Here is a 15,597-nt window from a genome sequence, read left to right as displayed (position 1 = left end):
GTAGACTGCTAAACATCAGCCCCGCCACACAAGGCGGGCAAGCACAATGGCTGCGATGCGGCCGGGGAGACAGGAATGTTTGAATCGGCAGAAATCGGCCACGCCATCGACAAGGACACTTATCGCCAGCAGGTGCCGGTATTGCGCGAAGCGCTGCTGGATGTGCAGTACGACCTGAAGGAAAAGGCCGATTTCCCGGTGTTGATCCTGATTCACGGTTTTGACGGCGCGGGCCGTGGCGAAACCATGAACCTGATCAACGAATGGTTGGACCCGCGGCTGATCGACACCGTGGCCTTCTCCACGGCCAATGACGAAGAACGCGCCCGCCCGTGGATGTGGCGCTACTGGCAGAAGCTGCCGGCCAAGGGGCGCATCGGCATGTTTTTTGGTTCTTACTACTCGGATGCCCTGTTCGACCGGGTGTACGAGCAGATCGACCACGACGCCTTCGACCGCGAAATCTTCGACATCATGCGGCTGGAACGCATGATCAGCCAGGATGGCGCGCTGATCCTGAAATTCTGGTTCCACCTGACCAAGGACAAGCAGCGCAAGCGCCTGAAAGAACTGGAAAAAGACCCGGCCACCCGCTGGCGCGTCACGGCGGACGACAAGGCCAATATGGAGCGCTACGACACCATACGCAAATATGGCGAGCACATGATCCGCCTCACCAATACCGCCTACGCGCCGTGGATCGTGGTGGATGGCGAGGACGCCAATTTCCGCAGCCTGACCGTAGGGCAGACCATTCTCAAGGCCATCCGCAACCGCATGAGCCAGAACGGCCATGTGGTGGATGCCTCGGAAGCGCCGCCCCTGCTGGCCCCGATTGACGACAAGGTAATCCTGGACACACTCAAGCTGGACCAGGACATGGACAAGGCCACCTACAAGAAACGGCTGGCCGAGCTGCAAGGCAGGCTCAACAGCCTCACCCGCGACGAACGCTTTCGCAATCATTCGCTGGTACTGGCCTTTGAAGGCAATGATGCCGCCGGCAAGGGCGGTACCATCCGTCGCATTACCCAGGCACTGGATGCCCGCAGCTACCGGGTGATTCCGGTGGCCGCCCCCACCGAGGAAGAGCGTGCCAAACCCTGGTTGTGGCGCTTCTGGCGTCGTATACCGGGCAAGGGCGGCATCACCATCTTCGACCGTACCTGGTATGGCCGCGTGCTGGTGGAACGGGTGGAAGGCTTCGCCCGCGAGCCGGACTGGATGCGGGCCTATTACGAAATCAACGACTTCGAGCACCAGCTGTGCGAAAACGGTGCCATCGTGCTGAAGTTCTGGCTGGCCATCAGCAATGAAGAGCAGATGGCCCGCTTCAAGCTGCGCGAAGAAACCGGCTTCAAGCGTTTCAAGATTACCGAGGAAGACTGGCGCAACCGTGAAAAATGGGATGCCTACAAACTGGCAGTCAGCGATATGGTGGACCGCACCAGCACCAGCAAGGTGCCGTGGACGCTGGTGGAAGCCAATAACAAATACTATGCCCGCATCAAGGTGCTCAGCACCATTTGCAATGCGCTGGAGGCCAGACTGGGTGCGTAGTGTCCTGTTGCTGCTGTGCTGCCTGCTGCTGATGCCGGTGCAGGCGGCTGAAGTCAATCTGCGGGCCGGGGTGGTGGTAGACAATGCCGGCCCCTACAACTTTACGCCGGACAGCCCGATGGCCGGTATCTACCGCGAGGTGCTGGAGCATATCGGCAAGCACAGCGGCGTGCGTTTTGACATCGAATATTATCCGGCCCTGCGCATCGAGCAGTTGTTCGAGGTAGGCAGGCTGGACGTTGAAGTCGGGGTCAATCCCTCCTGGCGCAGCATGTCACCGGTGGGCGGGTTTTATACCCAGCCCATCGGCACCCTGGAATTCCAGCTATGCAGCCGACCGGGCAGCAGCCGGCTGCGCAATCTGGAAGAACTGCGTGGCCAGCGCATCGGTCTGTTGCAAGGGCAGCCGCTGGTCAGCTTTGCCGCCGATCTGCAGCGCTACGGCATACGCTATGAGATGTCCCAGGGCGAGAACGAGGCGCTGAGCAAGCTGCGCCTGGGGCGCTTGCAGGCGCTGGTGCTGGAAAAGCGCCAGATTGAGCGCATGAACATGATTCCCGAAGAGCTGCGCTGCGAGCCGGGCGGGGTGATTGCCGTGCAGCCGGTGATGCTGCGCATACACCCGCAATATCGCCAGTGGCTGCCGGCACTCAATCGCGCCATCGCCCAACTGCAGGCCAGTGGCAGGCTCAAGGCCATTTTCCAGAAACCACGCGGATGAACACCGTTTTCGCTACCCCGACCGAGCCGCAGCTGGCCACCCAATTGCGCCAGTTGTTCCTGCGGCTGGACCCGGCACTGGATGACAGCGTACTGGCCCTGCTGGGTGAACTGGCTGCCGCCAACCAGAGCGGACACGTCTGCCTGCCCATCGGCCACCGTCCGGAGCGACAGCGCTTGCAAGCCTCGCCGCTGCTGGGCGAGCCGGGCAGTTATGCACCCCTGATTCTGGATGCCGCCAGCCGCTTGTACTTTGCTCATCACTGGTTTGACGAACAGTGTCTGGCCCGGCAGCTGGCTCGCCTGGCTGCCACGCCGCTGCCACAGGACGCCCATGCAGTCGCCCAGGTACTGGAGCAGCTGTTTCCCCCTGGCCAGAGCACAGGACCGGACCGGCAAAAGCAGGCCGCAGCCCTGGCTGCACGCCAGCGCCTGCTGGTGGTGTCCGGCGGCCCCGGCACCGGCAAAACCACCACGGTGGTGCGTTTGCTGGCCATGTTGGCCATGCTGGCGGAACGACCACTGGTCATGGCCATGGCCGCGCCCACCGGCAAGGCCGCTGCCCGCATGAGCGAGTCGGTGCGCAACGCCCGTGACACGCTGCCGGTGGCCGACGCCATTCGCCAGCAGCTACCGTTACAGGCACAAACCCTGCATCGACTGCTTGGTTTGCGACCGGGCAGCGCCCAGCCGCGCTTTCATGCAGCCCAGCCACTGCCGCTGGATGTGCTGGTGGTGGATGAAGCCTCGATGATCGACCTTGGCATGATGGCGCGCCTGCTGGATGCACTGCCGTCACAGGCCAGGCTGATTTTGCTGGGCGACCGCGACCAGCTGGCCTCGGTGGATGCCGGTGCCGTACTGGGCGACCTGTGCACGCAGGTGGCCTACCGGCCTGCTACCCGTGACTGGCTGCAACAAGCCGGTGCCGGGGAGCTGCCCCCGGACGAAGGTCAAGCCGGGCTGCTGGCGGACAGCGTGGTATTACTCACCCATAGCCACCGCTTTCGCGCTGACTCGGGCATCGGCAGGCTGGCCGCCCTGGTCAATCATGGGGATGCCCAGGCAGCCTGGGCCTTGCTGCAAGCCGGGCAATACCCGGACATTGCCGCGCTCGCCCAGCTGGACGATGCCGCGCTATGGCAGCAACGCCAACCGTATCTGGCTGCCATTGCCACAGACCAGCCGCTGGCCCAGATACAGGCAGCGTTTTCACAGTTCATGCTGCTGGCCGCCCAGCGCAGCCAGGTTGCCCTGGTCAACCAGCGCATGGAACAACTGCTGGAGCAGCAAGGCCGCAAACAGGCCGGGCGCGACTGGTATGCCGGTCGGCCGGTGATGATTACCGCCAATGATTACGGCCTCGGCCTGTTCAATGGCGACATCGGTTTTACCGTCGTGCGAGACAGCGGCCTGCGGGTTGCATTTCCTGCGGCCGACGGCAGCTGGCGCGAATTTGCGCCGGGGCGCCTGCCGCAGCATGAAACGGTGTTTGCCATGACTGTCCACAAAAGCCAGGGCTCGGAATTCGACACCGTCTGGCTGCAATTGCCAGCCACACCGGGGCCGCTGCTTGATCGCGCCCTGGTATACACCGCCATTACCCGTGCCCGTCGCCAGTTTGCGGTGTGCGGTGACGAGGAAACCTGGCTGCAGGGCGTGAGGCTGGCCCCGGTACGGCATTCCGGTCTGGCAGATCTGTTGCTGGACGGGAGACGATGATTTTCTGCAACACTTCCAAATGGAATAATCGGATTTCAGCGGCAAGATGCTGAAAAAGTTGGGCAAATCCGGTTTTGCATCCTATGATGGCGCCTTCCCGCAATAGGCAGTCTGTTCGGAGTCATCATGCAAGTGGATGGAGTCCTGGGGTATCTGGCCAAGATCACCCGTTTCGATCGCAGCGCATTCACCCCGTTGTTTATCGCAGGTCAGCCAATGGGCTGTGTCAACCAGGTATGGCTGGCGCGGCTGCTGGAGAGCGAAGCCGCCTTGTTCCGCTTGCAGGCGGATGGTTTGCACTGCACGGTAGAGGGCGATTACGCCGCCATCAGCCATCAGCTGGACCAGGCCGCAAAACGCTGGCAAGCCGCCGGCTGGCTCAATGGCTGGCGCAATGAAAACTTTACCGCCTTCCTGCCGGATGCCACGCCGCTGTTCGAACTGGAACGCGCCGCCTTCCGTCCGCTGGGCCTGACCAGCCGCGCCGTACACCTGAACGGACTCACTCGACTGCCAGATGGCGAAGTGCGCATGTGGCTGGGCCGCCGCAGCCCGGACAAGGCGGTAGACCCCAACCGCATGGACAATATGATGGGTGGCGGTATTGCTGCCGGCGAGTCCATCGAGCTGGCGCTGGAACGTGAAGGCTGGGAAGAGGCAGGTATTCCCGCCGACAAGCTGGAACTGTTGCCGCAAACCGGCGTGCTGCTGGCCGAGCGCCCGGTGCAGCGCGGTCTGCATCGCGAGTGGCTGCATGTCTACGACCTGTGGCTGTCTGGCAAGGAAGAGCCTTGCAATCAGGATGGCGAGGTGGCCGAGCATGTCTGTGTGCCACTGGCCGAAGTCGAGAATTTGCTGGTGGCAGAGCGCTTCATGATTGATGCCGCCCTGGTGGCCATTGATTGCCTGCTGCGTTTGCAGTATTGGGGCCAGCACAATCAGCAGGTGGCAGATGCCATGGCTGATTTACGCTTCCAGCCTGGTTTTGCCGAACACGCGGCGCACTGACAGCGGACTTTGCCCATCCATGCATATGCCGGCCAAGAGGCCGGCTTTTTTGTGTCCGCTTCACGATCAGGGGCAGGTCTGGCATCATCTGCCAATCGTCGCAATAATTCCATTGGAAACCCCCTGAACTGGAGTGCATGATGTACCGATTGCGCCTGATTTCGCGTGAATTCGGCGTGGATGACACCGGGCCGTGGCATTCTACGCACGAGCAGGCACGCAAGGCCGCCAAGCTGATGTATCTGTTGTACAAGGGCAAGATCCGCGTCGAGATTCACCGGGTGGTGGACTTGCGTACCCGCAAAATGGAAAAAGTCGAAGACCTGCAATAAGCCCAGCTGGCAAAATGACGGGTCAACAGCGTCGTCCCCAGGCTTTTGCCTGACAACACCCCCCGCCTGGCATGCGCAGTCAATGCCTTGTCTTTACTGAATTTTCAGCCTTTCTTTAAATGGCTGTCTTCCTGCTTATCCCCGTCTACTAGTCCTAAGTATTACTTAGTATTTTTGAGAAATTTCCCTAATACTGTTCAGAAGTAGTTTGCTAGAAAAAGACAAATGCCAACGTACCCTCTGGCTGGGTGGTATTGGCTCATGCATTCGATGGTAGCTGCCACACCCTGCCTGGCTCGCCTTGCTTCTGGACGAGTGACCGGAGGCCGGCACATCGAATACTGAACAGTGGGAATGCCATGCACTTCTTGTTTCGCTGCTTCGTCATCTGCTGTTGTTTGCAGGCCGTGCCCAGCATGGCGGCAACGTCGCTTGCTGCACCGACTACTGCTCCGCAGCCACTCACCTTGCTGGCTCAGCCACTCAATGTGCCTGGGCGGCTGGAGCTGACGCCGGAGGAAAGCAAGTGGCTGCATGACAAGCAAGTGCTGCGTCTTGGTGTTGCCCGCGATTTGCCGCCCTTCGACATCAGCAATATGAGCGGCACCTTTCAGGGGGTGAGTGCCGATGTGCTTGGCTATCTGGGCCAGGCGCTGAAAGTAAAGCCCGTTGTGGTGAGCTATGCCAGCCGTCAACTGGCCATGGAAGCAGCGGTGCGCGGTGAGATTGATTTGCTCAGTGCGGTCACGCCCTTCGAACTGCAACTCAACAAGTTGCAGCTGAGCAAGCCCTATCTGCGCGACATGCCTGTGCTGGTGGGGTTTGAGGAACCCAATCCGCACAAGGTGCGCATTGGCATGCGCCAACTCTACCATTCCCCTGCGCTGGCCAGGGAGGTCTACCCTGAGGCGGATATCAGTTATTACGACTCGGTAGCCAAAGGCTTGGCCGCCTTGCAGGCCCACCAGATCGACCTGTTCATGGGCGATGCCACCGCCATCAATTACGAAGCCAATCAGAATCTGGTGGATGACCTGCGCATCATTCGCCGTGCGCGCTGGGACAGTGACTGGTCCTTTGCCATGCCGGCTGGCAGCGGTCCCTTGCAAACGGCGGTCAACAAGGCACTGGGACAGTTGGGCCAGGCCCAGCAATTGCAATTGATGCAGCGCTGGAGTGGCGGCGCCATGTTCTTGCAGCCCTATGCCTTCCCCATCAACTTCACGCCGGCGGAGCGGGAATGGCTCAAACAGCATCCGGTGCTGCGCATAGCGGCCAGCCATACGCTGGCACCTATTTCGTTTTTTGATGACCAGGGCGAATGGCGCGGTGCCACTGCCGAGCTGCTGGAGCTGATTGCGCCACGTATCGGAGTGCGACTGGAAGTGAAGAAGTCGCACTCGCTGGAAAACACCATGGAAATGATGCGCTACAAGCAGGTTGACCTTGCGGTCACGCCAGTGCGCATTGGTGGTGAACACAAGCTGGGCCTGCTGTTGTCCGATCCGGTGACCTATCTTTCCTACAATCTGGTCATTCGCAACAATGCCGATGCGCCGCGCAGTGTGGACGATCTGCACAACAAGGTGATTGCGGTCAATCGCGGCCTGGTGGAAGCCATGGGCTGGGGCAAGGTACTACCCGGTGCCATATTCAAGGAGGTGAATAACCCGGTATCGGCATTCGACTTGGTGGAAAACGGCAAGGCCGACATGGCGCTGGTGGCCACCATGAACAGCCGCTACTACCTGCCCTTGTTGTTCAACGGCAAGCTGCGTGAAGTGAATATCACCGGCCTGCCCACCAATGCCCTGACGCTAGCCATGCAGGCAGACGAGCCGATGCTGCGCGACATCATCAACAAGGCCCTGTTCAGCATCGGGCCGGAAAGCCTGGACAATCTGTTCAATGAACGCTGGCGCACCAATGTGGGGGCCAGCAACCAAAGCTGGTATGACTACAGCCTGGGTCTGATCTATCTGGTGATCGGGGTAGCCAGCATCCTGTTGCTGGTGTCCCTGGCCTGGAACAGCCGTTTGCGCAAGCAGATCGTCAAGCGGCAAACCGCAGAAAAGGCCCTTAACGACCAGCTCAACTTCATGACCACGCTGATTGATGTCACCCCTTATCCGGTTTATGTGCTGGACCGAAAGGGCTTGCTCATCAGCTGCAACGAGCATTATTTGCAGGCGCTGGCGCTGACGCGTGAAGAGGCCATGAGCCATCGCGACAATATTGGCGGCCTCATCGACATTGATGACAAGACCCGCACCACACTGGCCCAGGATTACCAGCTGGCCATCGAATACGGTGTGCCCATCCAGCGGGACCGGGAGGTCATGCTGAACAAGCAGCATGTCTCTGCCTTTCACTGGATCCAGCCGTTCCGCGATACCGAAGGGGTGATTCGCGGCGTGATATGCGGCTGGATTGACATCAGCGAACGGCGCCGGCTGATTGAAGAACTGCAAGCCGCCAAGGATCAGGCTGACAAGGCCAGCCAGGCCAAGACCACCTTCCTGGCCACCATGAGCCATGAAATCCGCACGCCGATGAGTGCCGTCATCGGCATGCTGGAGCTGGCCTTGCGTCAGGCAGAACACGGCATGGTCGACCGGCCGTCCTTGCAGGTGGCATATGACTCGGCACAGGGGCTGTTGGGGCTGATTGGCGACATTCTGGATATCGTGCGCATCGAATCCGGTCATCTCAGTCTGAACCCGGAGCCTTGCAACCTGCTGGAGCTATCCCAGTCCGTGGTGCGGGTTTTTGACGGCTTGGCGCGGCAAAAGCAGTTGGGGCTGTTTCTGGATGTAGAGCCACCAGACCCGGCACAGTGGCAAGTCATGCTCGACCCGCTTCGCTTCAAGCAGATCTTGTCCAATCTGCTCAGCAATGCCATCAAGTTCACCACCCAGGGCAGTGTCAATGTCCGGGTCCGCCAAAGCCTGCTGCCCGATCAGCAGTTGCTGGTGCACATCCGCGTCACCGATACCGGTATCGGCATTTCCGAAGAAGACCAGCAGCGCCTGTTCATGCCGTTTGGCCAAGCACGTGGCACAGCACGCAATGTACACAGCGGCACGGGCCTGGGGCTGGTGATCAGCCGCACCCTGTGTGAAATGATGCAAGGCTCGCTCAACCTCAGCAGCCGCCTGTATGACGGCACCCGGCTGGATATCGAACTCAGGTTGCCGCTGTCGGAACAGGCCTATGTTCCGACAGCGCCGGCCAGCCAGACCCCGGGCAGCAACGGACTGGACGATGAACTGGCCTTGCGCATACTGGTGGTGGATGACAATGCGGCAAACCGGCTGCTGTTGGCCCAGCAACTACGCTATCTCGGACACCAGACCAGCACGGCCACCCATGGCCGCGAAGGCCTGATGCTGTGGCAGCAGGGGCAGTTCCACGTGGTATTTACCGACTGCAATATGCCGGAAATGAATGGCTATCAGCTGGCACAGGCAATCCGGCAGCAAGAAGAGCAGGAGCAACGCCCGCCTGTGCTGTTGCTGGGCTTCACTGCCAACGCCCTGCCGGACGAAAAGGCACGCTGTCTGGCCGCCGGCATGGACGACTGCCTGTTCAAGCCCGTCAGCCTCTCCGGCCTGCGCGTCTGCCTGCAACATCACATGAAAGACAGGCTGGAGCTGGAAGAAAGCATTCCCGCTGTCAGTTACAGCCTGAACGAACTGGAGTTCATGGAAGACGAGCAGCTTCATCAGTTGCTGTCACACCTGCGACAAGGCTTGCAGGATGACTCGGAGGCGCTCAGATCGCTGGTACTGCTGGGCAACAGCCCGGGGGTAGCGCGGCAGGCGCACCAGATCAAGGGAGCCGCCCGCATCATCAGTGCCAGCCAGGTGATCAACAGCTGTCAGGCGCTGGAAGCCTATTGCCACGAGCATGAAGACATCAGCGAAGCCCTGCCACAGGTGCAAGCCCTGTATGCCGCGGTGGATGATTTGCAGGCGGTACTGGACAAGCAACTGCAAGCGCTCAGTTCGGCACAGGCCAATCAGGGTTCTTCATCCTGAGCCAGAACAGGACTGCTGCACCTGTTGTGCATTGACCGCGGCATGGTACTAGACTGATGACTTCAGAACCTTGCACGGATAGCATCCGGCAAGCGGATATACCCGTTACAATCCGTGATGTTCATGTGCTTAAGGCCGTGGCCTGGGTACAGCTGTATATCACAGACGGAAGGAATTCCCTTATGCAAGGCAAACAAGCCATTATTGATTTGCTCAACACGCTGCTGGCTGGAGAGCTCACCGCGGTCGACCAGTACTTGCTGCATGGTGAAATGTATGCCGACATGGGCCTTGGCAAACTGGCGGAAAAGGCATTGCACGAATCCGCCCACGAACGCGAACACGCGCAGGCCATCATCCAGCGCATCCTGTTTCTGGAAGGCAAGCCCGACCTGAGCAAGCGCGAAGCACTGCACATCGGCAAGACTGTTCCCGACATGCTCAAGGCAGACCTCGCGCTGGAGTACAAGGTCACTGCTGCCTTGAAGCAAGGTATTGCCCAGTGTGAACAGGCAGAAGACTTTGTCAGCCGTGAAATGCTGGTACTGCAACTGGATGACACCGAAATGGACCACGCCTATTTCCTGGAAAAACAGCTGCGACTGATTGACCTGACCGGCCTGCCCAACTACCTGCAAAGCCAGATGGCGTAAGGACACCCATGAAAGCAGACAAATCCGTCATCAAGCTGCTCAACCACGTCTTGCGCAACGAACTGACCGCCATCAACCAGTATTTCCTGCACGCCCGCATGTTCCGTAACTGGGGCCTGGAGAGGCTGAACGACTACCAGTACAAGCAATCCATCCGCGTGATGAAGGAAGCGGATGAACTGATCGAGCGCATCCTGTTTCTGGAAGGCCTGCCCAATCTGCAAGACCTGGGCAAATTGCATATCGGCGAAAACGTGGAAGAGTGCCTGCGCAGCGACTTGCGCTATGAACTCGAAGTACAGCGCCCCTTGCTGGTAGAGGGCATCGCCCATTGCGAACAGAAGCAGGACTACGTCAGCCGCGAACTGCTGCAAGAACTGCTGGAACACTGCGAAGAAACCATAGACTGGCTGGAAACCCAGCTCAGCCTGATCCGGGATGTCAGCCTGGCCAACTACCTGCAAAGCCAGATCCAGTCCTGACCCATATCTTTACAGACGTCTACGCGGCCTTGACTCGCTGCAGCGCAATACCAGCCAGCCTGCAAACGCATGCTGGCTGTTTTTCTGCCTGATCGCAGTTTTACATATGGGTGGCATGTTGGAATTTGCCATGGCACTTCTGACCAAGGGGAGTGGTAACAGAGCAGGGGCTGGTGCGGATGTGCTGCCTGGTTGTTATCACAGCAACACATGACTAGAACGATATTTAGCAGAATTTACCCATGGCAATAGTGAAAATTCTGTACATAACAATTTGGGAAATGAACGATGCGGGGTGACTCTGGAAACAAGAAGAACAATCCGGGGTATGCCCTCAGGGGCGTTTTACCTGCAGCATTGACGGGGAGTTTTGTCTAAATGCTTGATATTATTGGCGCACCCGACAGGGATCGAACCTGTGACATTCAGCTTCGGAATCTGAATTTTCATTGTCCGAAGAAATCCAATATTGTTTTTTATGTGTTTTTATGTCATTGAATATAAACGATAAATTTAGGTTTGTTGTCCTGTAATGTCCAGGGATGTACTATACAAGCCATGACTATTTGGTCCCCCAGGAAGTCCCCCGGAGTCCCCCGATTGGTCCCCCAGAGACCAGCTGTCTGGAGTGAAAAATGCCTCGTGATTTGTTGACTGAAACCAAGATTAGCAAAGGGGCCAAGCCCAAGGAAAAGGAGTACCTCCTTGGTGATGGTGACGGCCTTTTTCTGCGCGTTCGTCCAACGGGGGCAAAAGACTGGCTATTCAAATACAAGTCTTCCTCTGGGATAAAAAAAATTGGGCTTGGTAGTTATCCTGACAGGACGTTGGCTTCTGCCCGAGAGGAAGCCAATCGCCTGCGGCAACAGCGCACAGAAGGAGTAGATCCTGTTGAAGCGCGAGAAGAGGAGAGAACGCGCCAAGAAGCGGAGATGCTTGAGCGTGTGAAGCTTGAGCAACAGGCTGCCCTAGTCATGACCATGGATGAGTTGTTCGAATCTTGGGATTCCAGTCATGGCGTAACGCTTGATACTCATTGGCGCGCAGTACGCAGATCTCACTGGCGCTGTCACATTACTCCCGTTCTTGGTCATCAGAAGATCGATATCGCAGAGAAGCAGCCGATGCTGCAGCGTTACGATCAGATGGTACGAGAAGGTAAAGAGGAAACTGCGCGTCGGGTGCTGGCCTTGTTGAAGCAAGTCGTTGCATGGGGTATCGAGCGTCAGTATGTGGCGGATGATCACCCGTTGGGACGCCTTGTCCTTCCGAAGAAGCAGAGATCAGTCAGATCGGATCAACTGCCTGAAAATTTCGACATTCAACAATATCTGACTGCACGAGGAGAAGAGGCTGTCGGCAATGACCTGGAGGACTCCCTGGCTGGGCGGGCCTTACAGTTCTCAGAGCTGGTGACGCTACTCTCGGATTTACTGCCCAAAAGTACCCAGGCACTGACCGGTAAGCATTTGATGTGTTTGATGCTGGCTACGGGTATTCGCTCGAGTGAGGCGGTGCGACTGCGCTGGCAATGGATTGATATTGAGAGGCGGTTGATGATCATCCCTGCTGGCAGTATGAAGAAGCGCAAGATGCATCACATTCATTTGTCAGAGTATGCCATCAGGCAGTTAGATGCCATGCAAGCGATCCGAACAGGTGATTTCGTTTTTCCGGCACCGAGAAAAGAGAACGACCACATCTTGAGGACTAATGTAGGTAATGACATCAGTAGCCGTCAGTTCTACCGTGCACCCGATGAGTCGAACGCAAAGTTTGAGGCTCGCTTTGCCAAGCGCATGCAGTGCCGTCGGGCCAAGCAGGACTACGACCTCTACAATCTTCCTGGGGGTAAATGGACTCTTTATGATTTGCGCCGCACTGTAGCCACTCGGATGGAAGAGTTGGGCGTTGAGCGGGACATGGTTGCCAGGGTCTTGGCTCATGCAAGGCCGGATGCTAAAACGACTGGGCGTTATGCAAGGCATACCCATTGGGAACAGCGCTGCAAAACACTGGATCTGCTGGGGAGCGCACTTGAGCGCTGTGCGAATGGTCAACTTCCCTTGATAGAAGGTGGGAATGTTGTTCAGCTCAAAAGAGCCTGATTTGGATCCTCGCCATCGACATCACTGTCTTCCATGAAGGTGGTGTGGCCAAATGCTCACCACTTTTTAGCTTGCATCATTTTCCTCTGCCAAACCTGCCGCTGACCAGAAATGGTCGAAGTCATCACCTACACCCCAGCCAACCTCCTGTCCCAGTTGGCGCACGTGGTCAAGCCGAACCAAGAAAGCAGTCTGCTGTGCTTTTGGCAAGGTCAGTATGTATTGCAGCGCCTGCTCAAACATCCGCACCAGTGCATCATAAAACCCTTCGTCGTCTATGCCGCAACCTGCAAGAAATTTGAACACCTCTTCGCAGTAGAACACGGTTAGTTCTGCCAGGCTCTCAGCGTGTCCCTGTGCTCTCTTGTAATCACGGATCGCCTTTTGGGCTTTACTGACCGAAATTGGACTACGAAAATCCTGTGGATTTATCCAGTGTATGATCATATCTTTGTAAGGTTTCAGAGGGTCGTCTCCCAGACTAAATCGAGCGTGAAGGAGGGCCTTATTATCGTTGCTAGCGGCATACATATCTTGTACCAGCCCGATAAGACCTGCACGATCAAAGTCTTCTAGACTGGATTTCACGTCGCGCCAGCATGGCTTTCTCTTGGTTGTTTTATTTAGTGTCATTTTTTTAAAATTAGTTTTTCTGTATGTGTGGTGCATCTTTATTGCGGAGTGCTAGATATGGTTTTGTTATATTCTTCATTAATTAGATCTTCAATAATTTCTGTCATTTTTTTGTCATTTATTTTTGCTAATTCTTCTAGCATTGATATTGTTTTAATTTTCAGAACATAATTGCATTGCTTTTTGTTTTTTACTTTTTCTTTATATTTTGCCTGATTGAATCTTCTTTTTATCCTATCAATGTAAAGAATTTTTTCGGATGTGTTTGACGTAATTTTATCAAAGTAAATGATGAGATCGGTAATGCTTTGGAAGTTTTGCTGTGGGAGTTGCGATGCCATCTGTGATGGGGTTGGTTTGAGTTGTTCTAAGTTGTCACAAAGCCAGGAGTATGCTGTGGCTAGTTTTGATTGCGTGTCATGTTTTCCAAACCAAGTAAATATTTTATCAGTTGATTTTAATGCCCTCCATTTGTTTTCAAGTAAATGTATTGATTGGGATTTTATTATTACGGAAATTTGTTTGCAATCAATGCTGGTTATGAACTCTTTGGTATTCTTTTCATTCACTGAAAATGATTCAGCGAAATTATATAATCCAGTCTCTATTTTTATTAAATTTAGCCAGCTAATTAATCGTTCCTGATCGCCCTCACGTAGTATCCATTCTAGGCAGTTTTCATTAACCAGCATGCTGTTCTTAGTTGTTCTAATCTCATTGTAGTGCCGGTTATCGCCAGATAGTGCCATTAACGCTGCTAGATCAATCAAGCCTTGTGGTGTGTTGTAGTTCATGGGTGGGAGTGGGTAGATGAGGAGCGGTTCTGTGCTCATGAAGTGCCACAGCCAGTTGACTAGTCGCATGTTGATGACTTCGTTAGGAAAGACCAAGCTGAGTTGCGAGATCGCATTCTTGATCTCCAGCGAGGACTGCTTGATCGGTTCCAGGTAGGACATCGGGTCGGAGGTAGGTTGTGTCATTTCAATCCCTCATGATGAAATTCTGTAATTTACTCTAGAGTAAATCAAGACTAACTCTATACGTTTTCTATATCAAATATAGTATTAATCAAGGCTCGCACTAGGTTACATTCATGTTTTTTTTCCTTTAAGGAACAACTTTTCTATCTAGGTGTGATGTTGAATAAGCGCTATCCTCATGACTGAAGGGGACTTTTCTACCCCTGCTATTGTCAGGCGTAAGATGGCGCACGGTGGTGGCATGCTGGTTCATGGAGCTGACTACGCGGTTGCCATGCAGTAAGGAATGTGTGGAACGTACTCTGGGGTTGCTGCCTGTGGGTATGTGTGTCGTGAAGCGCGGAGGTCGGAGAGGCTGGATTGGTAGGCTCGCAGGGCTAGGTGCTGATGGTGCTGTTTGATGGCCCCGTAGGCCGAGCTGGAGAGGGATGCCCGACGTTGCCAAGAGGCCGGATTGGCTGCTCATGATGGCCTATCGATGACAATGGGGTTGGCTGTGCTGAATGATGTTTTTCTTTCTATTCGGAGCAATTATTTTACCGGAGTAGATATTTTCATTGCGCACTATGCCAATCTTGATGTTGAACGGTTCAGTTCACCATTGTTCGTTATGAGAGCGTTGCTTTGATAGAAATTGCTTACCCGGTTAATGGTAGTATTACTACTAGTTTATTCGAAAGTTAATACTTAGGTAGGTGGGTGACATAGCCAGCTGGATTGATGTATTAGCAATACCATGTCGAGTGTGATTGATTAGCAAGCTTGCCTGCAAAGAAAGTATTTTGAATGCCAAACGCCATGCTGTATGGACGATGCTAATAGCTATCACAGATCACGTCTGTGCGTTGGTAGAGCTGAATGTGCGAACGTAAAAATTTGATTGTTTTTATGGCTCTTTGACTAGCTAGGTTGATCGTTGTATTAGGTTCTATTCGCGTGTAGTGAGTTTCTAAGTGCCACTCTTTCAGGTTGGTGCAACTAGAGATGTTTTCTTATTGTGTTGTAGTTAAGGAAATCGTTGCTCAGACTATGTGGGTCAATTAATACTGCTATGCATTTCATTGCTTTATATGGCTCATTATCCATTGTTGATGGGCGTGGATGGAGTCGATGCAGCTTTTTTGGATCGATGTTACTGCATCAATTTATTTTAATCGTGTTGGTCATTGTAGGAGATGGAGGCTATTTCATGCAGGGCTGTTCTGATTCGTGTGATATATTTTCTTTACTCTGCTTTCGTTGGAGTATTTTAGCCTTATCATTCCTCATGGCTAGTCATTGTTAATGAAGAGCAGGGGTGGAATGACTATCGAGATACATAGGCTACGATGGAATTGGCGTACGATAGTGGTGATTCAG

General features: G+C 55.2%; 11 protein-coding genes. 9 read left to right on the top strand and 2 right to left on the bottom strand.

What is annotated here, in order from left to right; translation table 11 throughout:
* The first annotated feature begins 75 nt into the window (after nucleotides 1-75).
* The 9 genes from pap (at nucleotide 76) to ACE3SE_RS12590 (ending at nucleotide 12,625) form a co-directional block, all read left to right on the top strand.
* Nucleotides 76-1,560 (top strand): polyphosphate:AMP phosphotransferase, encoded by a 1,485-nt coding sequence (gene pap / locus ACE3SE_RS12630; RefSeq protein WP_374555733.1) that lies wholly within the window; start codon nucleotides 76-78, stop codon nucleotides 1,558-1,560.
* Complete coding sequence (locus tag ACE3SE_RS12625; protein WP_374555731.1) at nucleotides 1,553-2,281, top strand: substrate-binding periplasmic protein; 729 nt, start codon at nucleotides 1,553-1,555, stop codon at nucleotides 2,279-2,281. The genes pap and ACE3SE_RS12625 overlap by 8 nt, the downstream gene beginning before the upstream one ends.
* The gene (gene recD, locus ACE3SE_RS12620; RefSeq protein WP_374555729.1) at nucleotides 2,278-4,002 is read left to right on the top strand and encodes an exodeoxyribonuclease V subunit alpha; all 1,725 of its coding nucleotides are present in this window, start codon (nucleotides 2,278-2,280) and stop codon (nucleotides 4,000-4,002) included. Before ACE3SE_RS12625 ends, recD begins: the two co-directional genes overlap by 4 nt.
* Before the next feature lie 126 nt (nucleotides 4,003-4,128).
* A complete protein-coding gene (locus ACE3SE_RS12615; protein WP_374555727.1) occupies nucleotides 4,129-5,010 on the top strand; it encodes an NUDIX hydrolase in 882 nt (293 codons plus the stop codon).
* Nucleotides 5,011-5,147: 137 nt separating this feature from the next.
* Nucleotides 5,148-5,342 carry a hypothetical protein gene (locus ACE3SE_RS12610; RefSeq protein ID WP_062788859.1) on the top strand — a complete coding sequence of 65 codons (195 nt, stop codon included), beginning with the start codon at nucleotides 5,148-5,150 and terminating at the stop codon, nucleotides 5,340-5,342.
* A gap of 359 nt (nucleotides 5,343-5,701) precedes the next feature.
* Nucleotides 5,702-9,382, top strand: a complete 3,681-nt coding sequence (locus ACE3SE_RS12605) for a transporter substrate-binding domain-containing protein (protein ID WP_374555725.1) — start codon at nucleotides 5,702-5,704, stop codon at nucleotides 9,380-9,382.
* Between the two features lie 182 nt (nucleotides 9,383-9,564).
* On the top strand, nucleotides 9,565-10,035 hold the full coding sequence (bfr, locus tag ACE3SE_RS12600) for a bacterioferritin (protein ID WP_045846700.1): 471 nt from the start codon (nucleotides 9,565-9,567) through the stop codon (nucleotides 10,033-10,035).
* Nucleotides 10,036-10,043: 8 nt separating this feature from the next.
* Nucleotides 10,044-10,517 carry a bacterioferritin gene (bfr, locus tag ACE3SE_RS12595; protein WP_045846699.1) on the top strand — a complete coding sequence of 158 codons (474 nt, stop codon included), beginning with the start codon at nucleotides 10,044-10,046 and terminating at the stop codon, nucleotides 10,515-10,517.
* A gap of 635 nt (nucleotides 10,518-11,152) precedes the next feature.
* Nucleotides 11,153-12,625, top strand: coding sequence for a tyrosine-type recombinase/integrase (locus ACE3SE_RS12590; RefSeq protein ID WP_374555722.1), 1,473 nt, complete (start codon nucleotides 11,153-11,155; stop codon nucleotides 12,623-12,625).
* A gap of 66 nt (nucleotides 12,626-12,691) precedes the next feature.
* On the opposite strand, the gene ACE3SE_RS12585 is transcribed toward ACE3SE_RS12590, so the two are convergent.
* Nucleotides 12,692-13,294: a hypothetical protein gene (locus ACE3SE_RS12585; RefSeq protein ID WP_374555720.1), complete on the bottom strand. Its 603-nt coding sequence runs from the start codon at nucleotides 13,292-13,294 to the stop codon at nucleotides 12,692-12,694.
* Between the two features lie 2 nt (nucleotides 13,295-13,296).
* The gene (locus ACE3SE_RS12580; RefSeq protein ID WP_374555718.1) at nucleotides 13,297-14,052 is read right to left on the bottom strand and encodes a hypothetical protein; all 756 of its coding nucleotides are present in this window, start codon (nucleotides 14,050-14,052) and stop codon (nucleotides 13,297-13,299) included.
* Nucleotides 14,053-15,597 lie beyond the last annotated feature (1,545 nt).

The organism is Aquitalea pelogenes (genome assembly GCF_041914625.1).
In the GTDB taxonomy this organism is placed as follows: domain Bacteria; phylum Pseudomonadota; class Gammaproteobacteria; order Burkholderiales; family Chromobacteriaceae; genus Aquitalea; species Aquitalea pelogenes.
This window is presented reverse-complemented; position numbering and strand designations above follow the sequence as displayed.